Genomic DNA, 25,427 nt, shown 5'->3' with positions numbered 1-25,427 from the left:
TCATGTGTGGAATCGTTGGTGCCGTCGCCGAACGTAATATCACCGCCATCCTGATCGAAGGCCTCAAGCGGCTTGAGTACCGTGGCTACGACAGCGCCGGCCTGGCCGTGCTCACCCAGGACGGCCAGCTGCAGCGTCGCCGCCGTATCGGCAAGGTCAGCGAGCTGGAAGCGGCCGTTGCTGCCGAGCCGCTGAGTGGCCGGCTGGGTATCGCCCACACCCGCTGGGCGACGCATGGTGCACCCACCGAAGGCAATGCCCACCCGCACTTCTCTGCTAATGAAGTAGCGGTAGTGCACAACGGCATCATCGAGAACCACGAAGAGCTGCGCGAAGAACTGAAGGGCCTGGGCTATGTCTTCGCCTCGCAGACCGATACCGAAGTCATCGTGCACCTGATTCACCATACCCTGAAAAGCGTGCCGAACCTGGCAGATGCGCTGAAGGCGGCCGTGAAACGCCTGCACGGTGCCTACGGTCTGGCGCTGGTCAGCATCCACCAGCCTGATCGCCTGCTCGCCGCACGCAGCGGCAGCCCCCTGGTGATCGGCCTGGGCCTGGGCGAGAACTTCCTGGCATCCGACCAACTGGCCCTGCGCCAGGTGACCGACCGCTTCATGTACCTGGAAGAGGGCGATATCGCCGAGATCCGTCGCGATCAGGTCACCATCTGGGACCAGGCCGGGCACGAAGTCCAGCGCGAAACCGTGCAGTACCATGAAGGCGCCGAGGCCGCCGACAAGGGTAACTACCGCCACTTCATGCTCAAGGAAATCCACGAGCAGCCAACCGTGGTTCAGCGCACGCTGGAAGGGCGCTTGGGTAAAGATCACGTTCTCGTCCAGGCCTTCGGCCCTCAGGCTGCAGAGTTGTTTGCCAAAGTGCGCAATGTGCAGATCGTTGCTTGCGGTACCAGCTACCACGCAGGCATGGTCGCCCGTTACTGGCTGGAAGGCCTGGCTGGCATCCCCTGCCAGGTGGAAGTGGCCAGTGAATTCCGCTACCGCAAGGTGGTGGTGCAGCCAAACACCCTCTTTGTGTCCATTTCGCAATCTGGTGAAACCGCTGACACCCTCGCTGCTCTGCGCAACGCCAAGGAGCTGGGCTTCCTCGGCAGCCTGGCAATCTGCAACGTGGGTATCAGCTCGCTGGTCCGTGAGTCGGACCTGACCCTGCTGACCCTCGCTGGCCCGGAAATCGGTGTGGCCTCGACCAAGGCTTTCACCACCCAGCTGGTGTCGCTGATGCTGCTGACGCTGGCGCTCGGCCAAGTCCGCGGCACCTTGCCGGCCGGTGTCGAAGCCGACCTGGTCGAAGAGCTGCGCCGCCTGCCCACGCGCCTTGGCGAAGCCTTGGCCATGGACGCCACCGTCGAGAAAATCGCCGAGCTGTTCGCCGACAAGCACCACACCCTGTTCCTCGGCCGCGGTGCCCAATACCCGGTGGCGATGGAGGGCGCACTCAAACTCAAGGAAATCTCCTACATTCACGCAGAAGCCTACCCAGCTGGCGAACTGAAGCATGGCCCATTGGCACTGGTGGACAACGATATGCCGGTGGTGACCGTCGCGCCGAACAACGAACTGCTGGAGAAACTGAAGTCCAACCTGCAGGAAGTACGGGCCCGTGGTGGTGAATTGGTGGTGTTCGCTGACGAACATGCGGGCATGACCAATGGCGAGGGCACCCACGTGATCCAGGTGCCGCACATCGCCGATGCCCTGGCGCCGATCCTGTACACCATTCCGCTGCAGTTGCTGTCTTACTACGTGGCTGTGCTGAAAGGCACCGATGTGGACCAGCCGCGTAACTTGGCCAAGTCGGTTACCGTTGAGTAACGGATAGGCGCGGGGGCTTGAGCTGTCTGAAAACAATAAAGGTTGTCACAAAACAATAAAGGTTGTCACAGAGAAATAAAGTTTGTCACAAGCGGGAGCCACCCTTCGTCGGGGCGGCTCCCGCCTCGCATTATCAGGTTCAAAATCACTGTCAGACCTCTGACCGTGATGTGAATGATCCTGCGATGTTGGCGGGATCTCCCTTCTACAGCGACGCATTTTTTGCTTTGCCACGTCTGAAAGGTTGTCCTGTTAACCGATGAACCAAGATCAAACACAAACCTCCACACAAACCCGATCTAGAGCTATCACACAGCAAAAAATCGAAAAGCGAATAGCTGCTGGGGATGGTGATGGAGTCAGAGAAGATTACAAGCCTTGGATCAAGGTTCGTGCGTTTCCGTCAAAGGGGACATCTCATATCGTCCCAGGTGTGAAGGTAGGTCGCTCGCACCACCTCCTTTCCAACGCTGAATATCATTACCACACAATTCTCGAATTTGATCGGTCAATTATCGATATTCGAGAACAATTCCCGTTATTTCCTCAGAGCGAAACTCAGGCTATTGCTTCAAGTCTGAGCGTCAAACCGCCTTCCTATCCCGGCACTAACGTGCCGTTAGTGATGACTACTGATTTTCTGATTACGCAGCTCGATTCAAATGGGAAAGAGAGGCTGGTCGCAAGATCAATGAAGTACGCGAAGGAAATTGAGGAAGCTTCTCAGAACAAAAAGAACAGGCTACTGGAAAAGCTTGAAATAGAGCGAGTTTTCTGGGAGCGCAGGAATGTTGAATGGAAGCTAGTCTTATATGAAAACATATCACAAATTCGCATTCGAAATCTTTTAGTGCTAAGAAGTCACGCGAACATTTCACCCATGTTGGCTAGTGCAAAGAATGTCAACAATTTACTGTCTGTTATAGAAGTTACCGAAACAAGTCTTATCCCCTTGAAAGCGCTTTTAAAAAAGTTATCGAAACTTATTTACATAGAATACGTCGAAACCAAAAGCCTCTTTTTTCACTTGCTTTGGATACAAGCTCTACAATTTGATTTAAGTGCTGGACTAATAGATCTCGCTAAACCTTTGAGCGTGAAGGTAGCTGCTTTCTACCCAGTAAGCATGGAGATGGCTCGTCATGCATGAAATCACTTTAAACTCTATCATCTCCCCAGTTGAAGGATCCGCAATGCTCGACTTTCCCGTTCGAGTACTGGGATATAGAGGCGATCTGTGTATTGTCATTAAGCTGTGTAAAAATCCCACCAAGCCTTGGCTTGTTGACTCGCGCTCGCTCATGGCGGAAATCGACTCAGGGCTTGTAGTTATCAATGTAGAGCAGCCAGCAGAATTCATGGTCCGAACAGAGGACGAAATAAGTGATCGTGAAAAACAAAGTCGCGATAGAAACTGGTCGCTAATTGAAGAGTTCGTCAGAAACAGAAGTCCCGAAGAAATTTTAGCTTCTTCCTTTGGCTCTGATGTTCAAAAGCAGGCCAGCCTCGTAGGTGTTGATCGCAAGCAAATCTATCGATTGCTCTATAGATATTGGAGCTTGGGGCAGGTCAAAAATGCATTTCTTTGGAACACATCTGCTTGCGGGGCCGCCGGTAAGAAAAAAAATAGGACCCCAGGAACAATTCTTGGACGAAAGCCTAAGTATCGTGGTGTGATTATCGAAGAACGAGCTGTTGCGTTAGATTCTAAGCATACATCAGCTATCGTTATTTCTTATGGCAGATATGCAAGCAGAAAGTGCGGAACGATGTGCGATTGCTATCAATGGATGCTCAACAAGTTTTATAGGGCTTTGAAATCTGACGGTGCCCAAGGAGAACTTATTCGAGGATCTTATCCAACTCAGAGGCAGTTCGAGTATCAAGGGAAAAAGCATTTTGATGATTTATATGTTTTCAAGGGCCGCAGAGGAGAAAAAAACTGGAATAAAGACCACCGGCCACTAGTTGGTATTGCTTCGCAAGGGCTTACAGGTCCGTGCCATCGATATGAGATTGACTCGACGTCTGCGGATGTATACTTGGTCCATCGAGTTAACCGTAATTGGTTGATTGGGCGGCCGGTTATTTATGTCGTGGTGGACAGCTATTCTCGAATGATTGTGGGGTTACATGTAGGTCTTGAGGGTCCGAGTTGGAATGGCGCAAGACATGCTTTGTACAATGCGTATACGCCTAAATTAGATTTCTGCAAGCGCTACGGTATTGATATCGGTCCGGAAGATTGGCCTTGTTTCCATTTGCCTGTTGAGTTAACTGCTGACCGCGCTGAATTACTAAGCGAAGCGGGCGAAACTATGAGTAATACACTCGGAACCATACTGAACTTTCCTCCTCCTTATCGGCCAGATTGGAAGGCAATTGTCGAAAGCAGATTTAAATTACTTAATGATAATCTGGACATTAGGTTCATCCCAGGTGGGGTCGATGCACGGCGCATGGAGCGAGGAGATCGAGATTATGAGATGGACGCGATACTCGATCTTGACGAATTTACTCAGATGATGATTGCCGCTGTCCTCCACCACAATCATCATCTGCGTGTTCCAAACGCGCTAACGAATGAGATGATCAAAGAAGACTTAGAGCCTACCCCGATCAGTCTCTGGAATTGGGGGATGCAACACAATATGGTTCTTTCGAAAGTCGTGACACCCGCAGAGCTTAAAATTGCACTGTTACCATCGCAGGAATGTAGAATTACTAGAGCCGGCATTCAATTTCAAGGAGTCCTTTATACTTGCGAGCTCGCTCAAAGAGACAACTGGGCCGCCCGGTCCCATAATCTTGGGACTCAATATGTTAGAGTTTGGTATGATCCCAATTCTATTGACAATTGTTGGATCAAGGTCGGCTCTGAATTCCTATCACTTTCAATTATTCCTCATATGACTAAAAAATATGCAGGGTACCGTTTGGAAGAGGTAATGGATCTAATTTCCGTAACCAAGCAGCAATCGCCCGATTCCAAATACAACGAGCTAAATAGTGCCGCTAAATTGAAGGGCCGTCAAAATGATATTATTGAACAAGCGAACGCCAAAAAGAAAGCTGCAGGCAACCCCCCATCCAAAGCTAGTTTCAAAAAAGACAAGCAGCTGAAACGCGCTGCTGAAATTAGCGCAATCCGTGATGCTGAAACTTCGGAGCTTAGCCAGCTCAGGCTGGTTCAGTCGACTGAGGAGCCGGTACAAACTAAGTCTCAGTCCTCCTCTGTAGGTAATCCTCCATCTACACGAAGCGCAGCGTTTCTCAAGCTAGTGATAAACGAATCGCTGGAGGCAGGGGAATGACAACAAAATCTTATGTGAAAGCCAGCTACCGGATGACGGGTATGCCTCAGTACGATGGAAATCCTCTTATAGAGGCTTTACCAGCGATTTTGACGGATATCGACGTTGTCCGGTACGTGGGTCATTTGCCGCCTAAGCCGAATTCAGCGGAACTGGAACTCCCTGCAAAGCTGCGTAGTCATGGTATCAATCGACTCAAAGATGTTGTCATTCCGCTCGACATCCATCTTGAACTTGAGGACAACTTTAGCCAGCTGATCCGATACGGATACACCGGTCGTCAGCCATTCGACCCTGCCACAATACGCTCCCGAATACCTACAAAAGGTGTGCAGAAATTTTCGGGTTTTAAATCTTCTGCAAATATCATGACCCTTATAGGTCTAAGTGGAATGGGTAAAACTACTGCGTTAGACGCTATTGCTAAGCTGTATCCTCAAGTCATAGCGCATAGCAAGTATAAGGGCAAAATATTCATAGAAACTCAAGTCGTATGGCTGAAAGTTGAGTGCCCTCATGATGGGTCGCTGGGAGGATTTTGCGCTGGGTTTTTTGCTTCTTTGGACATCGCTTTAGGTATTCATAAATATTCAGATATCGTCGCTAAACACCCAAGTGTTAGTGTTATGTTGACAACTATAACTCAGCTTTGTAAGGCGTTTTATATTGGTGCGATAATCATTGACGAAATGCAGCACCTAAATTCTAGGGGCGGCAAAGATCGAGAAAAGTTGCTTAATTTTTTTGTTGCATTGTCTAATGATACAGGCGTACCTCTTGTTTATGTCGGTACGAATGCGATGCTCCCACTTTTCTCTGGTGTTTTACGCAATGCCAGGCGTGCTGTGGGCATGGGTGAAGTCACTTTTGACCGTTTCAGCTTTGACGCTCCTTTTTGGGACCTGCTGGTTAACCGGCTTTGGGAGTACGACTGGACAGGGCAAGCTACCCCGATGACCGATGAGCTTTTCTCAAAAATTTACGATCTTACCCAAGGTAACACGGATTTTTTGGTGAAATTGCTCATGTTAGCTCAGCGTTTTGTAATTACCGAAAACCTACAATCGATTACTCCGACTATTCTGCAGCGCGTTTATGATGACCAGATGCGTTTGCTTCATAAGCCTATTGAAGCCCTACGCAGTGGTGATCCAGACCAGGTTGCAGACTTCGAAGATATGATGCCCACGAAAGATCAGATCATTCAGATGATGAACTATGATCTTAAACGTCGTGCCAATCGAGCGAATATGTCTCTCTACACTAACAATGTCATCGAGAATGATGCTAAGAAATCAAAAGTATCTGGAAGTTCTGTGGTGCCGTTAAGTGTGTCCAGCGATATTCACTTGGCCGCTGGTGAGCACGTGACTAATGCACTGCAGGAGCGCGGTTGGGTAGATGAAAATTCGGAGTGGTAGAAGAGTTGCTCGGGAGACGTCTTATGGAGAGTTTACTGTCTTTTCCCAAACCATTTCCTGATGAGACGCTTTACAGCCTAGCGGTTAGATATCACAGGGCGATGTCCAACAACAGTTATCGAGTTACCAGTAATGAGCTATTCGGGTGCTATTCGAGAACGTGCGGTTCAATATTCCCTTGTGGATTGGATACGTTGGCCAGCCGTTTGCAGGGTCTATATAAACTTGACTCATTGATTCAAGAGAATACTCTCTTACCTATTTATCTGCCGCTGACCAGCGCCCATAATTATTCTGCAGCGTTGAAATGTGTGGCTTACGGTACAGGCCAAGGATTAAAACTGAGACTCGGGCTCACTTCATCAGGTTTCCTTAAGCATTCTGGATTTCGTTATTGTAAATCCTGTGTGGCGGCAGATTACCTTGAGTTTGGTGTGGCTTACTGGCATCGCGTGCACATGCTGCCAGGGGTTTGCGCTTGCCCGATACATGCAGAGTGGCTAATAACTCAACGCTTTGGGCAGGTAGATGATTGGCGTCACATGCTGCTTCCCGCAGAGGATACAGGTGTGGCTCTATCCGACTCTAAAAATATAGAGCCCGCTGTTGAGGTTGCAAGGCTTCAGCAGTGGGGATTAGCGCACCCGGAATTGGCTAAGCAACTCATCGAGCGGGATTTTTTAAAATTTTGCCTTTCTGAACAGGGATTGATGAAAAAGGGCCGTCTCTGTGAGCAGGCCATCATCAAGAACGTGATGGGTCTGCTGGAGAATTGCCTCCCCATCGCTGAGTTCAGTGAACTGGTGCGAAACTCACATTGGGTAATCAGGGTTCTTCGCCCTCGCGGTAAAACTATCCAACCATTCTGTTTTTATTTTTGCCTTTGGCTCGTAAAGCAAACTGTTGATCTCATAGGCCTATTTCTTAATTCAGGCAAGACGTATGCTTTCGATTCACCAGGGCAATCACGAATCTCGAACTATCAACCATCAGCCGATATTCTGAACACGCGACGCCTTGCCTATACGAATTCTTCTAATCCGAGGTGTCATGATCGCGTGGGCTACTTTTGGCTTTATCGATATGATCGTAAGTGGCTGTTGGAAAACCTAGGGCATTTAGAATGCGATGATAGAAATTTATCCCGAGTAGACTGGCGCCAGAGAGATACCAAGTTTTCTAATGAGATTATCAGGGCCCGAGATAAAATCCTTGCTACTGTAGGCCGGCCTATCAAAGTAACTAGCTCGTCGCTTGCCAGGCTTATCGAAAATGGTTTCATGTTGCTAAGGTGCATTTCCAAGCTTCCACGCAGTGGTTTGCTGCTAAAGCGGATAGTTGAAAACGAACACGATTTTCAGCTTCGTAAGCTAAGGTGGGCTGTCAGGTCCTTGGCTTATCCTCAGTCGCTTCAGTGCGGTTTGGTAGTCAGATTAGCCGGCATCAGGGTGCGTAGATTCTTCGAAGCTGAGCTTGTTGAGATCATCCAGGCTAGTAGGCCTCTCTTACCGTCCGATCCGTTGAATACTCGCAGTAACAGATAGAAAGCCCAGCTTGCACTGGGCTTTCGCTGGTTTAAATCACGATCACGTTCCGGTTTGCGATCTCGGTCGAGACGGCATTGTAGAGGTCCACGTCGGTTTGCTGGGTTTTGATGGAAACGACCAAGCTGTATCGGACATCATCGTTGTACCGATTCTTTTTAAGCAAGGTTTTCCACCAACCTGGAGCTGGATAAACACCAAGCAGTCCCAAACCGGCAAGAGCTGAAGCGGGTCCGTGCCAGATGTCGGAGTGCAATGAGCCTCGATGCCGCCCTCGAACTCCGATTCGCCATCTATCGTCAGAAGCGCTACCGACGTAGGGAATGCCATCCTCCTCATCCCGTGCCTTCTTGTTGATGCGTTGACGGAACGAAGTCACGTCCTCACTATCGCGGCTCACTTCGAACCTGAGTCCATGCGACTCGTAGCGATAGCGACCGCTAACACCGCGTTCTATTACGCCTGGGTTTGGCTCAACAAAGTAGGACAGTGTTACCCGCATCTCGACCTCAGTATCTCCTAGGTCGATGAGCGATTGCTTAGGCCAAGGTAACTGGTGAAGATGCATGTCCTTCGCGGTAGCAGGTTTGGTGCCCTGTCGTCCGAACGGCCGTAGCTTGTCTTCCACGATCAGCGTAAGCGAATCTGCTGCACTCCAGATCGCTCGTCCGAGATCTGGCACGCCAAAGCCACAGGTACGCACAAGCCCTTCGTAATCAGTCTTGGTAGTACCCGTCAAGAAGTCTGCCTTCATCTGGGGTGTCCACTCTGCTGAATGGACCATCAGCGCTCGTACGGTTTCCGGCCACAACTCGGGGTAAGCAGCTGAGATTTGCGCTGCCATGCGCGCAGCGAGTGCCGAAGCGGCGCTCGTAGCCCATGTCGTGGAGAAGAGACGTTTGGCTGGGGTATGCGAGGTCGTGAGCAGCGACAGCGATGTGTGTTCGAAAGCCCCATGCACGTCACGTACTAGGTTACCCCCTTCAAACACGACGTCTGGTTTCAGAGGCCATTGCGTGCGCGTCCAGGTCCGAGAGGTGGTGCTGTAGGGGCTCAGCCCACCATGGGCAGCCAGCGGTTGGGAAGTTGCCGAGGGTGGATCCAGGCGGTCCTTTAAGGTGTAAGCACCAACACAGATCGCATTCCAGGACTGACCAGGATCGTGAATACCGTCGGCGAGATTGCTGTTGGGGTACTTCAAGTATTCGCTGGCCTTGGCATTGCCTGCGGAAACGACCATCAAGCGAGGATTGGCTCGACCGCCAAGGTAGTCGGCTGTGAGCATATCGACTGCTGCAGACCATGCAGATGGTCTACCACGGTCGCGGTCATCAATGCTCGTGATGGCCATGCTGAAGATGCGCTGTTTATCTGGTCCTTTGATCTCAGGATACGCCACTGCTCGCATCGTTAAAGAGCCGTACGGTTCACTTGGGGAGCCATGAGCCGCCTGCAGCAGCTTTACTGATTCTACCCGGTGAGCAACGGAAACAGGGCCTCCAGAAGACAATGGCCCGACCAAGTCTCCGTACAACGCTACACCGGCAAGACCGGTCCCATGGCCGACGTTGTCATCCACGCCCCATGCGGCATCCACGGAGTGCAGGTCTGCCATATCGATGTGAGCTGAAAGGAGAGGGTGTCCTGGGTTTACACCAGTGTCGAGCAGACATACTCGGAGTTTACTGTCACCAGCGCCGGTCACCCGCCCTGCCAGTTCTTCAGCCCAAGCGGCTTGTTCGACTGGAGGTAGGGCATCGAAGAATTCTGCCGTCTCCTTGGCCCTACGAATTTCAGCGACTTCGTTGAGTAATGCCATCGATGCCATGATCGTAGCCTTCGAGCCGAAGACATTGATCACTGACCGCTCTGGGAATGTCAGCAGGTGCTCTGAAGTTTTGAAGCCAAGCGCTCCCGCAACGGTTTTGAAACGTTGAATCACAGCTGCCTGGTCGTCACGAGCCGGCAACCAGAATTCCCACCAGATTTCTTCTGTGTCCTTAGCCGGCAGCATTGCTGGGTCGTCAGTCCACAAAGCATCGAATGTCGCAATCCGGATTTCAAGGATAGGATTGAGCAGGAGCGTGTTTCTAGGAAGTCCCTTCTTAGTGTTGCTCTCTAGGTACTGGTTAACCAGATTTTCGAAGGCGCTAAGCTTGCCATCGGGTACGAACACCGTCGCAAAATTGGTTTTCGTAGCTTCGTCATAACGGACGTTCAGCAGCTCAATTTTCTGTGGGCCGCGTGCGAGGCCTTCAAATGCCAGTTCGAAGCCTGGCTCACTGATGAATTCAAGCTGTAAACCAAACCCTCGCTCCTGTCCCGCCAGACGTTGGGAGGCCACAGCTTGGGTCATCAGCTCACGTGCTCGACCGAGCTGGGTTAGGAGGGTGGTGGCATGGCCCCGCCTGTCACGGGCTGGATATTTGGGATCACGGGTGGCTGACGCCGTGGATTGGAACCTTTCTGGCTTCCCTGTTCCCTTGAAGTGAAAGTGTGGGCGCTGTCCTGCGTTATGTTCCGTCATCGAAAAGCTCTACCGGCTCATATTCGTTTTCGTTGGTGGAAGGCTTTACGCTCCCCAAGGTGCCTTTCCACATCCCTAGCTTCTACCGAGGCTCGATCGTTGATGATCGCGTCTTTGATTGCGTCATCCGCAGCCTTCGCCAATTCCGCATAGCTCAAGCCATCAGCTGCTTCCGCAAGCGAATGCCAGCTATTGAGCGACTTCGAAAAATTAGCGAGGCGACTTTTGAGAGCGGCCTCAATCTGATCTCTATTGGGAAGCCCGTATTCGATAACATCATCGAAGCGGCGGAACAAGGCATAGTCGAGAATTTCAGGATGGTTGGTCGCGGCGAGGATCAAGCTGTTGGATTGATCCTGTTCGATCATCTGGAGAAAGCTATTCAGTACCCGTCGTATTTCACCAACGTCGTTGGCGAGCCCCCGCTGCGAGCCAATAGAGTCGAACTCGTCAAAAAAGTAGATAGCGCGGGTATCCCGAATCGCGTCGAACACCTGGCGAAGCTTGGCAGCCGTCTCGCCCATAAATTTTGTGATCAGACTATCGAGACGAACAACATACAGCGGGATGCCCAACTCACCCGCCAGCGCGGAGGCTGTCATCGTCTTGCCGGTGCCCGGCGGGCCCACCAGCAGCAGTTTCCTGCGAGGAGATAACCCATGAGCCCGGATCTTTTCGAAGTTACGCTGTTCGCTAATGATCCGCGCCAGGCGCTGCTGTGTACTGTCGTCGAGCACCATTTCAGACAGTCGAGTACCCGCTGTACCCACAGCCAGGAGATTGCTCAGTTCACCTCGCGGTAAGCCGATGGGGACTGGACTAGATGAAGGAAGCTGGCTTCGTTTAGCCTGAGCTGAGTCAATGAGTGTGCGTAAGTCCTGGGCGAGCTTGCCGTGACCCTGCTTCGCCTCGTGGGCCGCCATCTGCATGGCCACAGCAAGGAAATGACTGTCATCCCCTTTGATGTGAGAACGTACGAGTGCTTTGAGATGCTCGCCGCTGGCCATGATGTCTTACCTCGAATTCAGTGTTGTAAACGTTGTGACCTTTGGTCTTCCTTGACTACGCCTTCTGAATGAAGCCGTTGGTCACCCTTTGGAGCGTTGCAGCTGCGCCGCGTCAGGCGGCTTTTCCAGAATTACCGTAGTTTTCCTGCATCCACTGCAGCAGCTCAGTCCGCTCGATCGGATCCATATCATCGATCCGAGAGCGTAGGCGAGCTTGGCGACGTTGTATCGTTTGCCGCTCTCTAAATGTTTCGCCACGGTACCGACTGTCGTGCAAGCGGTCCGGGGATTCAAAATTCATCCAGACCACTTCCTCTCGTACATCCGCATGCGTTTTGGCGGAGAACTGGACCTTACGCCATCCAATGAGCACGCTGTTGTAAAGCTCGTTGTCGTACCCGGACAACATGACCTTGCACGGAAGCGAGACCAGGCAATCCAACAGCCTTTGATGATCAGCGTAGGTGTAGTCGCACCGATATACCTTGATTCGACGCCGGGTCTCAGGGACGTAAGGCGGGTCAACATACACCAGCTCATCGCCTGTGAACGTAAAGGTTTCCAAAAAAGTGACGGCGTCCGCTTGATAAAGCTCGCACAAGCCAAGGCGCTCTTCACGCCATTGCTCGATGACTAGTGGATCAATTTCCAATCCGATGCTGCGCAACGCGGCTTTTTTGTTGCGCATGACTGCACCCCCGCCGAGGTGCGATTCGATGTACGTCTGATGCGGTGGCATCAGGTTGATCAAGCGCTGGTAGCACTTGCCTTTTCCGCCTGGATATCTCATGGGCGAAGCATCGTCAGAAATGGCGATGATGTCAATCGCTAGCCGCCGAATGGCCGTAAAAACGGGGCTTGAGATCAGACGATCGGTTTTTTCTGCGAATCCTAATTTAGCGGTGAGGCCAAGCTGCATCGGTCTTGAAACCCACTCAAATGGAGAGCATTCAAATGCCTATCGCTAACCGTCGCAAAACCACTGGCAGCTCCAAGCCCAAAAAAATGGTGCCAGCCAAACGCAAGACAACGCCTAAAGGGAAGCGCTCAAAAGCATCCGCCAAGCAGAAGAAATTGACCCACAAAGCAGTTCGCCCTCAGCCTTTCCCTGTCTGCGGTGCGGCTCTCTATCTGACAGGTGACAGCTACGTTTACGGGCGTTGGTAAATGAGAAAGCGCGCACCTGGCTAGTCGTCGGGTGCGCTCTGACGCATGTAGGGAGCGGGTGGAGGGCCGCACCGTTGTACCTCTCTCAAGCTGAAGAAAATTGGTGGGCTCTAAGATCGTCGATAAAACTGGAATTACGCTGAGCTGGTCCAGAACAGGGCTTTAAGCTGTTCGATACGCTTATAGGTTTCATAGAGCGAAACCATGTCACCTTGGGCCATGATTTCGAGCGGTGAACGGCCTTCAAAGAATTCGTTGTCATTTTTGAAACGCGGGTAACCCTGAAAATTCTCCGGATTTGTGAAGACGGTCCTGAGAGTTGCGTGAATACCTAAAACGAAGCCGACTCGTTGGAGTTGGTCAAGATCCAACCTTCTGCCCGCGACCTGGTTGGTTGAAATACGACGATAGGTAGCGGGAGATATCCGGAGAATCCTGCATGCCTGCTGAGGTGTGGCTTGCCAGGAGCGAATGATTCGTAGGGCAACCTTCAAGCCTGTGGACGACTGGGTTGCTGTCCAGCGTTTGCTGGCTGTCATACATCCTCCTTAGGTCGGTGGGCGGGCGATTAATTTTATACCTTCCGCTTCGTGTTGCTACCAAGCAGCTCACGCAATTCAAGGTCTTTGACAGGTTGGGCAAGGCTTTCCAGGAGATTTTGCAGCAAAGGATATATATGCATCGGCAGTTCTGAAGCAGAAAAAAGCCAAAATTAAATTTAAATCAAAAGAGTGGTACTCAATACCTTTGCTATCGAGATCCATTCCAAACATTTTGCTCAGTTCTCCTTTGTATGAGTCATATCCGCGAGCGAAATCGCTTTCGTAGTTGGTATGGACATATTTGTAGGCGAGTTCGCGAGTAATCCAGATCAACCTCTTTGCCTCGCCCCTAAATTTCATCAAATCTTTGATAAATATAGCGTAGTTGTGGTGAAGAGATCTGAATGCGCTAGGTTCATCAGGGAATGACTCACTGCAATTAACAAGGTTTGAAATGCTGTGTGAGGATATAGGTATTTCGCACGCCGGACATAACTCGTGAAGTTTAACTGCATGCTTAGAACAAAGCTTTACAGATTTAGGAAGGTGACGTACATGTATGTAAGGGGAGCCATGAATTACAGTATCTTCCTTTACGCATTTTGTGCAGATTTTCCAGTTTCTTAAAGGTGTATATGTTGTTAGATTGTCAGGCAAGCTCAGCGAGCTGGCCAAGGGCTGTAGCGTGTTTTCATAAAGCGTATTTACAGGAAGCTCGTGTCCACCGATAGCATCGGGCAAGGCAATTTGCCTTCCTTCGCCTGTGAGGGTGGATTCGATTTTTTTTATTCGATGATCGATTTGCCTGAACCGCACTACACCTAATAGCTCTTGTCCGCGCCGAATAGCTGAGGTGACGAACTCGCCTGGAAGCGGAGCGTAACTCGCTAGAACTGCCATAGATTAGTTAATACCCTGGTAACGGGGGAGGGTTCCACTTTACTACAAGCCAGACGGGTGATCTGCGTCTGCCCCGATCGACTTTAAATTTTCAGATCTGAGTTTTTTGGGAACCGTCGTCACGGGAATCTTCTTTGAACCCTCTAGATCTGCCGATTTGCCTTGGCCGTTGGCTGGTACTGGTCTTCACCGATGCTGTCGACTCATGCAACGCACCGCTGTTGCGTGAGGAGGCATAAGGCTACTATGGGCTCTCGTTCAAACCGCTGCTTTCAAAGCTTCAACGAGCTGAGCCCGAGAAGGTCATCAACGAGGGGGATTAATGAGTAAGGTATTTCTGAGCCACAACCATGCCGATAAGCCATTCACGAGACGGCTTGCCGGCGACCTGCGGAAAGCAGGACACACTGTGTGGATCGATGAGGCGGAGATCAACATTGGTGATTCATTGATCGACAAGATTCGAGCAGGCCTGGACGATGTCGATTACGTGGCTGCAGTACTGAGCGAAAAGTCGATTGATAGCCCTTGGGTACAGCGTGAACTGGAGATTGCTTCCAACCGTGAGATTGAGGAAAGGCGGGTAGTCGTTCTTCCTTTGATGGTGCAATTGGTAGCTTTGCCAGGCTTCCTAAAAGGTAAGTTCTACGCAGATTTCACGGACCCTGACGCATATCCGGAGATGTTCCAGTTGCTGCTGCGGACGCTGGGACCAGCATCACCGCTGCCTAAGCCTCCTGCAGAAGAAATTGACGCCATGCGGCAGGAGTTGAGCGCCATGAAGGAGGCGCTGGCTGAGATGACGAAGCAAAATAAAGCTCACGAGCGGATGTCACTGAGGCACAAGAGCCCAAGCTTGGTGGCTGCGGTTGAGAAGGCTAACGAGAGATACCCTAGCCATGCCCCTATTAACAACACCTACGCCTTTGAAGTAGGCAGCACACCAGTCACGTTGGACTACTTGCTTTGGGGAATCAGCAAGGCCATGAGGACTGGAGCGCACGTGCTCGAATCGCTTCTTTCAATGTATAACCGTTGGGAAGACGCGGAGCGAATGATCCAGGCATACGACGATTTGCTGGCCAGTTACGATTGAATGGCCGCCCCCATGCGCAACGCCGGTCATAACCACCGTTGATCTGCATTGTGGAGAGCAGACAAGGGCCCAACGGTCTTGGCTATGTGGCGCAGTAGCGCTCCGCAGATAGCTGAGCGCCCTTTTTGAGCCTTACTTAGCCTGCTGACTAGGTAGTGGGTGAATCGAAATCAGGGCCTGCACATGGTCCGAATTGGTGCCCGACCAAATCTGATCCTGCACATCATTTAGCGCGGACTGCGTTGGAATCGGCGAAAGCACTTGGGTCGCCGGATTGTATGCGTAAACGTAAAAGCCCAGATCCACTACACGAGACACCTGCCGGTGCCAGTAGAATTTTCCATCGCCAGTGACCGCGTCCTCGGCTATCACGAGGTCATATCGCTGAAGGATATAGCCGAAAAGTACCGCCTGCGATATATCGCGAAGCGCTAAGGAATGACGAATGATTGCCGATCGCCAGACCTGATGTCGCGCAATTTTTCGGCTACTGAGTTCAGGAATGCTCAGCAGTGTGGCTGTGGCATAAAAGGCCACAGAAGACTCAGCATCGTCTACTAGAGCAATCTCAAACTGATCGACGCTGCCTTTTTGCAGCCTGTGGTCCACACGTATCAAACGGTAGCGTGGCTGGGCACTGTAACCAGAGTGCACGCCGATTTCGCTGACGCCATCGGCACCGGTGAGGGCTGCGTAAATCGCAGAGTTATCGGCAGTGAGCTTGAGTAGCTCCTTCAGCTCAGCGCGCTCAATGGTAGCTCGATACATGAAGCTGTCTCGATGAGTGGCGGGTTCCAGTCTTGAACGCTAACCCACAAAGCGAGTATGAGGAAGGAGTAACGGCTATGATGGCCTTTTCATGGCTTCGAGGGCCGTCTATGTATTCGTTCGAACTCCACCGCAGGATCAGGAAATTTTTTGCTGAATCAGAAAAATTTCGCGCGTTTCTCACCGTTGTCGCGGAGCTAGCTAAATCTGCCGAAGCGATGACTAGCTCCATTGCCCAGATTGCAGCAGGGGGCGCGGTGCAGAACGAAGGCGCAGCACGGCTTAATGCTCATCTGGCACGAGTCCATCAGATCACGTCAGCGACGATTAGCCAACGGCAGTTTTTTAAGGGTTTGGAGCATTTCCAAGCGGCATTGGCGCAGTTCCAGTTCAGCCAACCTCAAAGCCCTGAACTCATCAATAGCCTCAAACAACAAATTGAGGATTTTTCAGATCTCTACGACGTATTTATCACCAACGGAACAGCTTCCAACGCTCTGCCAGTTGTCCTTGCTGCACAAGAATTGAACATCAAATTACAAACGCTCATGCAATCCTTACAGATGGTTGACGACCTTGTAGGCAACCATGACGTCGCTGGGAGCGCCGAGGCTCCGCTAACGATCTGGCTGCCCGCACATTTTGATCTGAAAGACTTTGGTCGACGCTTGCTCGCCGTCCAGGCGCTCTACACTGAGCTTTGCATGCTGCTATCAATCTCCGAAAGCGATCATCCGTTGCGCATTTCGAAAATCGAGTCAGGCAGCCTGTGGGTGAAGGTATTTGGAGAGTCGAAAGTGATCGACCTACTCGTATCCTTCGTCAAAGAAACAGCGTCCTGGATGTACAGGAATCACACTACTGAAGGAAAGGTGTCAGCGATGCCTTTGAAAGTCGAAGCGATCGATGCGTTACTCGGACTTTCAACCAGGCTCCAAGCAGCCGGCATCGACACCTCCTCAATGGATGCGCATATTCAGAAGTCTGCGTTCGTAATCGCAAAAGATCTAGGCGTTCTGCTGGACGGGCAAGCAACTATTACCATCAATGACCAAACCATTTCCGCAAGCGCCGATTTCACTCAGGCGCTGGGCAAGCAGTCGGATACTCCTCGTCTAGGGAATCAAGATGCCGAGTCACTGCCTACCTTGCGCTCAGTCCTGCCAGACTGACGGGTCGCAGCTAACACTTCAACTCTGGCTGCTTAGCCTCTCGGTATCGATGCGTTTCCGATACGAAATCGACAAATGCCACGGCAGCTGCTACTGCAAGCCGAGCATGCCTCGGCTGCAGTCCGCGGTGTTGGCCCTCCTTTCCATGCCCGGTACCGTACAACCCTCTTAGCTGCGTAAGGTTGCTAGTTAGCTGGGTAAGATTGCGGAGTACATTCTTGATATTTTCGGCACCCTTGGCTGCATCACTTACGCCATCGGGCACCAGCTGTAAGGCCTTGGTCACCTTCTTCGTCAGGTTGCCAAGATCATCGGCCTTGGTGAACGGAATCTCTCTTATCGTGAGAATGGATTTGCAGCAACTTTCGATGAGCTCTTTAGCAGTCCCGATCGCCAATTCTGGGTCTGATTCGACGGCATACTCCATGCGCTCAATCTGCTTGGCCATCCACCCGGAGCTCAGCGCCTCAACAACTACTCTCGCTCGCATGACAGACCTGCCTGCGTTCGCCTCTGCCGAACCGCTGCTGATCAAGCGGTAGGAAAAGCGCGGGCGACCGGCGATTTGCTGCTCTTGGTACAGCTCCCAGCCGGCGTCATGCAACTGATCGTTGAAGTGCTCAACAAGCTTGATCGCGTCCTCTCGTTGTGGGCGAACGACTGGGTGCACCGTTTCACAGAGAAAGCGGAGAAATGCCTCAGCACTCCCATCAAAGAGGTTGAATCGGGAGTCACTGAAGATCCAGTCATCCTCCCAATCATCGTTGTTATAGCGATGCTGCCAAATGTCGCCGGCGGCATCTTTATAGCGACTATCGGTGGACGGAAGGTTTTCAAGCTCGTACAGCCGACTGAGAAACTCAACATCATTGAGCTCCCCATGCCACTTAATACTCTCCAGACGTAGGCCATCTACAATGTTCTGCCGCACCAATTTCGGCAAACTGGAGGATTTTCCGGATCGCCAATCAGCATGGAACTCACGTGCGGGGATGATCAGCGCTGAGTAAGCATTGTCTTGCTCGTGCTCAGTTACCATCCTCAGTGCAGTCGTGATTTTTTCCTGGATTGTGGTTCGCTTGAGCCCGAGCCTAGCGTACTCCAACGCAGGAATGGTGAAGTGGATGTCCCAGTAGTTGGTTCCACCATTCCAATTGTCGTTGCCCGTCAGCTCTGCTGTCGCGGGATGGCCGCGGACAATCTCAGCAGCCTCATCAGCACCCTCTGCTCGCAAAACGGCATAAACCGTCGCCAAAAGCGGCTCAATTTTAGTTTGCTCCATACGCCCCCCTGTCCATACACCAGAGAGCCATCGTAGCTAGCGCAAGGGGTCACCTGCCATGAAAAAATAGAAGGGTGACAGGAAAGCAAACGCCGGTTGTATCCAAGATCCCGCTCAACGCCTGCTTTGGCTCCAAGCTGCAAACGTGAATGACAGCTACCGACCCTATGTGCCTTTCGCTGCAGGTAGGAGTCGGCCACAAGCGGTCATCCTCGTGAAGAATTAATTGCTCCTCTCTAACCGCACCAGGTCCCACAAAAGAAAGAGAAGCAAGGCTGAAAGGTTGCGTATCTGTCATGGACCGACACGAATCGTATGAGAAACAGGGATGAAGTAACGATTCGACAGACGCTTCAATCAAACTATCCTTGTCGTGGACGCGAAGGTCCGGATTTCTTAGGCATTCAGGTCTTCGCCGCATGTGCATTTGCCCCAGCTTGTAGGAGTGTGCCATGACGGTTTCTATTCAGGCTTTATTCGTTACCCCAGCTATCGCAATAGCCCGTCTTGGCGGCAGCACGACGCCACTCCATGCCTACGACTGGGGCGATACCCAACAACTTCGCGTAGCTGCCGAAACGGAAGTGACACCAAGTTGGACGCTCGCTGTCCAACCCGACGGATCGGTAACCCCCTTCCTCCCACAGTCGATCGCTTTTCGAGATGGAGATCTCATTCGACCAGTGGCGCCTTTTTTTGAAATATGGGCAAGACTTGGCGAGCCTGAAAGCGAGCCTACAACCTGGACAGAGATGCCTCTGACCACTGAGCTGCTAGCCAACGACGGACTGTCACTCAGTTCACTGCAACTAGCTGTCACTGCGCGCAACCTTAAGGCTGCTCGACGTTCGGGAAATTCGGCGCATGCCTTCGGTAACTGGCAACCACTAGTAATCCAAGGCAACGACTTCAAGGTGCGAAGGGTAGAGGGACAAAGCCCGCCTAGCGTAACGGAGCCTATGATCCCAGCTGGCCGTCACATTCCTCTTGGCACCGTGCAGATGCTGCGCAGCACGCCACAGCCCATCAGCCAGCCTTGGTCCGATACAGTTCGTGTTGACACCATCCGCTTTCGCTACACGCCAGCAATCGGTACCTTCTATGGCCCCCCCGAGGCCGCGGATGCACAGCCATCACTTGGGCGACTCGCACCTGCTGTGCCCAGTCTCAATGCGTTTCTCAATCCTGCAGGCGGCTGGCGAGGGACGTCGACTAGTAACCTCGTCGAGCCTGGAGACACTTATGATCTCATCGATCAAACCAGCAACACATTGGGACCTTCTCTCGGCGTCGTTGATGATACGTGCGAAGTGCATTTTGAGGTCAGATTGGAAGTTGGGGCTGGTCGTGCTCTGACCGCACGCTCCGTCGCATTCGTCTCTCCACCCGACTTCGCACCTGATTGCCGGCCGTTTCTTTCTATCGCCGACGAACTAAATGACCGTGACGGAATGATTGCCCTCCGCAACTCAGCTCTCACCGGAGTCACGCTGACAGAGTGGGTGGAGGATCTCTTTGAGCGGATTTACGAGACCGTGTCGCTTTTCAACATTGATCACTATCGCAGTCAGCGAGCAGCATCGCGTCAACCGCCCGATTGGACCCCGGGTTCGTTACCAACAGATAAGCTGCAGACTGTTGATATCGACAAAGGAGAGAGGACGGAACCCACACGAGCGATGGGGGGGCGTGACGCGCTGCGCTCTCAGATCTACCACTTGCCAGGCGCCACCACCGATGATCCGCTGCCGCTTAGCCAGCATGCCCGAATGCGTCATCGAGCGCTTTCCGATATCCAGAATCTTATAGCGCTCGTTGCCCAAGACGCCCTTTCCGGTCGCAATCGAGTGCGGGATATCGTTCGAGCGCCGTTTGAGGTAGAAAGCTTCGAGAACGCTCTTGCCACCTCGATGCGCATGCCGCCATTCATGCGGCAGTCGAATGCGTTGCCTCTCACTCTCGCTTCTTGGCAGTACGAGCTTCTGATGCGCTGGATTGAGGAAACCCGCCAACGCGCGCTCTCCGGCCCCGCCGTTACGCTGGCGAAGCTGGTAAGGCGGGCTCGATCTAGGACTCTCTCTGCCTCAGCTTCCTCACGGCGTGCCGCTGTGCTTGCAATGATCGACGCCGCGGAGGTTCGCTAATGCAGATTATCGCCAGGGTTGCTGGGGTTGCTTCGGCAACTCTCTACAAGCGTTTTCGATCCGCTCAGGGAGAGCATCTTCTAGTAGTACCCCACTCGCGTTTGTATGATCTGCCACCAGATGTAGCAGCAGATCTTGACACCCATCCAGAGGAAATCCATCGTCTCGCAAGCTACCTGGGCGAAACGAGTACTGATGAGGCTGAGCTAGACCTCGTCGTTGAGACACCGCCTCAGAACCTGTCCCTCAATGTTAGTTCTGCGTGCAATCTAGCGTGCGCATATTGTTATGCTGATCGCGGATCGTTTGGTGGAAAGCAAGTCGAGCGCATGCAATATGCGACGGCAATATCAGCTGTCGACCGGCTACTCAATGGAGCGGATCCGGCGCGTCCGGTAACCATCGGATTCCTTGGAGGAGAGCCGCTGCTCAACCGTGAGCTTGTGCATAACGTGGTGGAGTATGCGAGTCGGGCCGGTGTCAAGCGTGGTATCGACGTGCGCTTCTCGATTACTACAAACGGCACTATTCTCTCTCAGGCCGACATTGATCTGATGCGCACACATCGTTTCGCGGTCACCATTAGCATAGACGGCGGGGCAACAATCCAAGATGCACAGCGCCCCGATAGTCGGGGCCGCGGCACCTTTGGGCGTCTTGCTGAGCGGATCTCCCCTCTCGTTACCGAACCGGGCCTAGCGCAGGTGGCCGCGCGCATGACAGTTAGTGGTGATGCGTTCAACTTAGGGGAACGCTTCGATGCTATCTGGGCTATCGGTTTCCGTGAGGCAGGTGTCGCCCCCCTACGTACCGCAGCCGACGGCTCAAACCTCAGCGAGTTGGGCTGGCCGATTTATCTCGAGGAGTTAATTGCCGTTTCGCGCCGTGAACTGGCTCGTGCCCGAATCGGCGAAACAATCCGACTGACCAATTTAGCGGTCGCGCTTAAGCAGATTCACTCGGGTGCGAGCTCACCATATCCATGTGGAGCTGGTGGTGGCTACTTCTCTGTCGCCGCAGACGGGCGCTGGTATGCCTGCCATAGAGCTATCGGAGACGACAACTTCGTAGTGGGTAACACACAAAGCCTCTCGAGGGAGCGCCGAAATGCCTTTCTCATTGAACGACACGTACATACACAGACCCCCTGTAACAACTGTTGGGCTCGCTATCTTTGTTCGGGAGGTTGTCACCAGGAGGCACGAGCAAGGAAGACGGCTGGTTGTGACTTCATTCGCGACTGGCTGGAATTCTGTCTAGCCTCCTATTGCGAGCTCCTTGCATACCGTCCTGCATATTTCAATCCTTCACACCTCACATCTGCGAGGCCCTTATGAGCGGCTCTAACACCACAAAAATTGTCGCCCGTAATGTCGCTGCCATCCGCCGTTTTGGCGAGCAGAGCCGTATAACTGAGATAATTGCGGGCAACCCCGCGGCTACCCGACTTGAATCTGGCGTCGGAAACTGTTTCCCGGGGCTTGAATGCGACCTGCGCAATCTCGAACGCCGCTTCTTTCCCTTCATGCAGGTTGAGGCGATCGGCAACATTCTCTTGGTCGCAGATATCAATATTGACGATGTTGATAGGGCGAGAGCATCTGAAGCCATCACGCTTGCAGACGCTGTCGTATATCAGGCGCTAGCCGAGGATATAGCTGCAGCACGCCTTGTGCTCATAGCACGGATTGCCGGTACATTTGGTCTGCTCGGACGGCAGGAGTTCGATCTTGAGCTCATCGAAATAGATGGCCAGCCTGCTGTCGAAGGGGACCTCAATGGAAGCAGCGAAGGCCCAGACCGGCGCCCCAGCGATGCTTGGACAGCTGTCCGCCTGCTCACCGAGGGCTCCGATGTTACCCTTACGTTCCGTCGCCAAGGGGCGGCCGAGCAGCTCAAACTTACGGCGCCTCGCGCTCGTTATCTTGATGATAATGGGGCATTGTCAGCCGCTTTTCTTCCTGGTGAATTGACACAGTCGCTGTGCAGTCCATGGACTCACGACTTTCGTGATTGTGGTTGTTTCTACTGGGCTTCGAATCATCCTGATATCGCGCAGCCGATACTGCCGAGTAGCGGTGCATCGGACCAGTCTTGGGATCGAGACGTACCCTGGCAGCGACGCAATCGCATCATCGGCATAGAACCTCCACCACCGGCGACGGCTGCGAGCGCAGCACCCATTGAGCTAAGGCACTACGAGATCAACAATCGCTGGCAGGAGCTGCACTTTGTCGTCGGGCGACGCGAGGTCACCGCCCCTTACTTGCCCCGCGGGCCCGAGCAGGCGGAGTCCTTCCCGAGCCTTACGGTGCTCCTTGAACACCTGCGCTACGCCGCCGGCGTTGAACTCGCGGTGGCGCAGGAGTATCTGTCCGCTGCTTATTCCCTAAAATTGCCTAGCGACCCAAGCATCGACGGCAATGCAGAGCTACGAGACACTATCCGAGCCACTCGCTCCGAGCTGATGCGCATTGCCATCGGCGAGATGCGCCACACCCGAGCAGTGAACGATGTTATCCGTGGCCTAATGGCACCTGGCACGTTCCAGCCTGCCCTTCGCGTTGCAAGCCGAGTTCCGGGTGCCGCCGGTAAATTTCGAGATGTAGTAATGCGGGCGGCCACACGCACGACAATCAGCGACTTCATCGATATCGAGGCGCCGTCAGCTGGCGTCGACGGCCTATACGGTCGAATTCTTGCGACACTGGTTAATCCGCCCGCCGACGTAGCACCAGTTGTGACAGACGAGTGGTGTGAGTCAATACGCTCCATCATCGCGGAGGGCGAGGACCACTTCGAAACCTTTCTTGACATACAGGAGTGGCTTGCCGACCACAAGGAGTCCGACTATCTGCGCTCCGTCAGTCCGTCCCACCCCCCCGCTGACGATGCTGCAAACCAGCAGTTGCAAGCGGCATACAAGGACATGCTTACCAACTTGCGGGATGGCTACCGCAAAGGCCGTTTCCTCGGCGCGACTGAGGTCAACACAGCACGCTCTCGTATGGTTGAGCCCAACGGCCTTAATATATTGGCGGACGCAGTGGCGGAGAAAGGTTTCCTTGTCGTGTTCGAGGCACCGGGAGGGGCGGAGTTCGTCCCGCTCGAACCCCCCTCGCTCACTTGATCATGCTCGAGTTGATAAATTTTGCCACGAGAGCATCAGGCTAGACCTCCTCTGACCATTCTCGGGGCAGGGCCGGTGGGACTTGCTGCAGCACTCTATGCCCGGCAGCTTGGACTCGCGGTCGAAATTCTGACCGATCGACTACCGGCACATGAGGATCGATGCAGGTTAGAGGTCATACCAGCTCAGATAATCGGGCTGCTCGTGGAGTTTGGGATACATCCGCGCGCGTTTGGGGTCGAGCGAATGCATGAGAGGCGATTGACGCAGTGGCGGTCGCGTGACGTTATCGTCAGCAAGGCTCCGCCTTCCGCACACGTCTCCCGTCCGGCGCTCGACCTAGCCCTCCTCGGTCTCGCAGAGAGTAAAGGCGTGCGAATTCGCCCGGTCGGCAACTCTGCGGCTATCATGGTTGGTGATGCTGTCGATGCAGGCACACTCGTTCTCGATGCAACCGGTCGCTCAGCCACTACCGCCCTCTGTATAGCCCGACCCAAGGTTCCACTTGTTTCTCGGACCTTCATACAGTCTACCGGGGGTACCTCATGCCCTGATGGGTTCGCCATCGCAGCAGGCTGCGACGGCTATGTATACCGTCTTTGCAATTCGCAGCAAGACATTCTTGGTGTTGTCGGGCATGGCGGTCTTTTGCGCGGCAGTGCTCGGAACGTCGTCGAAAGCATTCATTCCTTTGCACCCTGGATCACCGCTGGGCTCAACACTGACCGCCTAGAACCCGGCAGTGCTGGGGCGGCATCGTTGCAGTGGTGTGTAACGGCTACCGAAGGTGTCCAGCCCATCGGTGACGCCCGCATTGCCCGTGATGCGCTGGCCTCACAGGGACTCGCGATTGGCTTCACTGAGGCCCTGCGGGTGGTGTCGGCAGTGGCCGCTCAAAAGGCCGTAGACTTAAGCATGACCACAGCGCAGCTCGCACAACATCGACGTAGAGTTGGCGATCTAATTATCGAGAGCCCGTTCTCGTTGTCGCCTGAATGGAGGCAGTATCTCGCGTTCCTGCAAGTGTAGTGAGAGGATTGATGCGAGTCGGTACTTTTATCACTAGGGGGGCGGCCCAAAACTATGGCGTCGCCAATGGCCACCTTTGGCGGTTAGCTGCCCATTTTGAAGGGAAGCTATTGGTCAATTCCGAGCCGATCAAGATGTACCCGTGCGCTGGTCAAATCCGATGCAAACGGCTGTTCAAGTCGAATGCAAATAGCTGGTCTAATCAGTGCAATGGAAACTATCTCTGGCTCGCATTCTGGACCGTTTTAATTGCAGTTGTACCGATTTAAATCCAGAAATTCAGCTGCATGCGAAGAGGTGCACGTTCGCCAGAAAAATTTAGACCATCCTCCTGAGTAGTATTAGTCACAAGCCCGGGTTTCGCCCCCTTCGGGGGCTCTAAGTGTGGGCTTGAATTCCTCACGAATCGGGCGTACTAATTTTTTATGTTGTGACAACCTTTATTGTTTTCATCGGAGACACTATTTTGAGTTTTTGGTTGTTTGTGACGACCTTTATTGTTTTTTGAGTGCTGACACTCCGTTGGACTGAATCGCCCCTGGTTTC

Annotated in this window: 19 protein-coding genes; 11 read left to right on the top strand and 8 right to left on the bottom strand. The window is 52.9% G+C overall.

What is annotated here, in order from left to right:
- Nucleotides 1-2 precede the first annotated feature (2 nt).
- The 5 genes from glmS (at nt 3) to G1E_RS27765 (ending at nt 8,117) form a co-directional block, all read left to right on the top strand.
- Nucleotides 3-1,838, top strand: coding sequence for a glutamine--fructose-6-phosphate transaminase (isomerizing) (gene glmS, locus G1E_RS17335; RefSeq protein WP_009684658.1), 1,836 nt, complete (start codon nt 3-5; stop codon nt 1,836-1,838).
- Between the two features lie 259 nt (nt 1,839-2,097).
- Nucleotides 2,098-2,988, top strand: a complete 891-nt coding sequence (locus tag G1E_RS17330) for a TnsA endonuclease N-terminal domain-containing protein (protein WP_047149969.1) — start codon at nt 2,098-2,100, stop codon at nt 2,986-2,988.
- Entirely contained in the window at nt 2,981-5,152 is a 2,172-nt protein-coding gene (locus tag G1E_RS17325; protein ID WP_033690741.1) for a Mu transposase C-terminal domain-containing protein, read from the top strand. Before G1E_RS17330 ends, G1E_RS17325 begins: the two co-directional genes overlap by 8 nt.
- Nucleotides 5,149-6,573, top strand: a complete 1,425-nt coding sequence (locus G1E_RS17320; RefSeq protein ID WP_009684654.1) for an ATP-binding protein — start codon at nt 5,149-5,151, stop codon at nt 6,571-6,573. Before G1E_RS17325 ends, G1E_RS17320 begins: the two co-directional genes overlap by 4 nt.
- 23 nt (nt 6,574-6,596) lie before the next feature.
- A complete protein-coding gene (locus tag G1E_RS27765) occupies nt 6,597-8,117 on the top strand; it encodes a TniQ family protein (RefSeq protein WP_132475645.1) in 1,521 nt (506 codons plus the stop codon).
- 31 nt (nt 8,118-8,148) lie between these two features.
- Here G1E_RS27765 and G1E_RS17315 read toward each other — a convergent pair whose 3' ends face one another.
- The 3 genes from G1E_RS17315 to G1E_RS17305 all read right to left on the bottom strand — a co-directional run bounded on the left by G1E_RS17315 (nt 8,149) and on the right by G1E_RS17305 (nt 12,570).
- Entirely contained in the window at nt 8,149-10,473 is a 2,325-nt protein-coding gene (locus G1E_RS17315; RefSeq protein ID WP_009684653.1) for a S8 family peptidase, read from the bottom strand.
- Nucleotides 10,474-10,661: 188 nt separating this feature from the next.
- Nucleotides 10,662-11,651 carry an AAA family ATPase gene (locus G1E_RS17310; RefSeq protein ID WP_009684652.1) on the bottom strand — a complete coding sequence of 330 codons (990 nt, stop codon included), beginning with the start codon at nt 11,649-11,651 and terminating at the stop codon, nt 10,662-10,664.
- A gap of 112 nt (nt 11,652-11,763) precedes the next feature.
- Nucleotides 11,764-12,570 carry a DNA adenine methylase gene (locus G1E_RS17305; protein ID WP_009684651.1) on the bottom strand — a complete coding sequence of 269 codons (807 nt, stop codon included), beginning with the start codon at nt 12,568-12,570 and terminating at the stop codon, nt 11,764-11,766.
- A gap of 35 nt (nt 12,571-12,605) precedes the next feature.
- Between G1E_RS17305 and G1E_RS28760 the strand changes: the two genes are divergently transcribed.
- Entirely contained in the window at nt 12,606-12,818 is a 213-nt protein-coding gene (locus G1E_RS28760; protein ID WP_177329614.1) for a hypothetical protein, read from the top strand.
- 134 nt (nt 12,819-12,952) lie between these two features.
- On the opposite strand, the gene G1E_RS17300 is transcribed toward G1E_RS28760, so the two are convergent.
- Both G1E_RS17300 and G1E_RS28410 read right to left on the bottom strand, forming a co-directional pair.
- The gene (locus G1E_RS17300) at nt 12,953-13,357 is read right to left on the bottom strand and encodes an antitoxin Xre-like helix-turn-helix domain-containing protein (RefSeq protein WP_033690740.1); all 405 of its coding nucleotides are present in this window, start codon (nt 13,355-13,357) and stop codon (nt 12,953-12,955) included.
- A gap of 78 nt (nt 13,358-13,435) precedes the next feature.
- Nucleotides 13,436-14,260, bottom strand: coding sequence for a hypothetical protein (locus G1E_RS28410; RefSeq protein ID WP_139137859.1), 825 nt, complete (start codon nt 14,258-14,260; stop codon nt 13,436-13,438).
- A gap of 322 nt (nt 14,261-14,582) precedes the next feature.
- On the opposite strand from G1E_RS28410, the gene G1E_RS17295 reads away from it, so the two are divergent.
- Complete coding sequence (locus tag G1E_RS17295) at nt 14,583-15,356, top strand: toll/interleukin-1 receptor domain-containing protein (RefSeq protein WP_009684648.1); 774 nt, start codon at nt 14,583-14,585, stop codon at nt 15,354-15,356.
- Nucleotides 15,357-15,488: 132 nt separating this feature from the next.
- Here G1E_RS17295 and G1E_RS17290 read toward each other — a convergent pair whose 3' ends face one another.
- A complete protein-coding gene (locus G1E_RS17290) occupies nt 15,489-16,124 on the bottom strand; it encodes a hypothetical protein (RefSeq protein WP_009684647.1) in 636 nt (211 codons plus the stop codon).
- Between the two features lie 110 nt (nt 16,125-16,234).
- Here G1E_RS17290 and G1E_RS17285 point away from each other — a divergent pair, with 110 nt between their 5' ends.
- Complete coding sequence (locus G1E_RS17285; RefSeq protein WP_139137860.1) at nt 16,235-17,296, top strand: hypothetical protein; 1,062 nt, start codon at nt 16,235-16,237, stop codon at nt 17,294-17,296.
- A gap of 10 nt (nt 17,297-17,306) precedes the next feature.
- Here G1E_RS17285 and G1E_RS17280 read toward each other — a convergent pair whose 3' ends face one another.
- Nucleotides 17,307-18,578: an abortive infection family protein gene (locus G1E_RS17280; protein ID WP_009684645.1), complete on the bottom strand. Its 1,272-nt coding sequence runs from the start codon at nt 18,576-18,578 to the stop codon at nt 17,307-17,309.
- A gap of 452 nt (nt 18,579-19,030) precedes the next feature.
- On the opposite strand from G1E_RS17280, the gene G1E_RS28405 reads away from it, so the two are divergent.
- Genes G1E_RS28405 through G1E_RS17270 form a run of 3 tightly spaced genes read left to right on the top strand, consistent with a single transcriptional unit; the run spans nt 19,031 to nt 23,852 of the window.
- On the top strand, nt 19,031-20,722 hold the full coding sequence (locus tag G1E_RS28405) for a hypothetical protein (protein ID WP_132475654.1): 1,692 nt from the start codon (nt 19,031-19,033) through the stop codon (nt 20,720-20,722).
- The gene (locus G1E_RS27760) at nt 20,722-22,059 is read left to right on the top strand and encodes a radical SAM/SPASM domain-containing protein (RefSeq protein WP_009684643.1); all 1,338 of its coding nucleotides are present in this window, start codon (nt 20,722-20,724) and stop codon (nt 22,057-22,059) included. Before G1E_RS28405 ends, G1E_RS27760 begins: the two co-directional genes overlap by 1 nt.
- Nucleotides 22,056-23,852: a ferritin-like domain-containing protein gene (locus G1E_RS17270; protein WP_009684642.1), complete on the top strand. Its 1,797-nt coding sequence runs from the start codon at nt 22,056-22,058 to the stop codon at nt 23,850-23,852. The genes G1E_RS27760 and G1E_RS17270 overlap by 4 nt, the downstream gene beginning before the upstream one ends.
- Before the next feature lie 543 nt (nt 23,853-24,395).
- On the opposite strand, the gene G1E_RS28400 is transcribed toward G1E_RS17270, so the two are convergent.
- Nucleotides 24,396-24,539, bottom strand: a complete 144-nt coding sequence (locus G1E_RS28400; RefSeq protein ID WP_009684641.1) for a hypothetical protein — start codon at nt 24,537-24,539, stop codon at nt 24,396-24,398.
- Between the last annotated feature and the right edge of the window lie 888 nt (nt 24,540-25,427).

Source organism: Pseudomonas sp. TJI-51 (genome assembly GCF_000190455.2).
Lineage (GTDB): Bacteria > Pseudomonadota > Gammaproteobacteria > Pseudomonadales > Pseudomonadaceae > Aquipseudomonas > Aquipseudomonas juntendi.
Note: the sequence above shows the minus strand (reverse complement) of the source record. Positions and strands in the feature narration are given on the sequence as shown.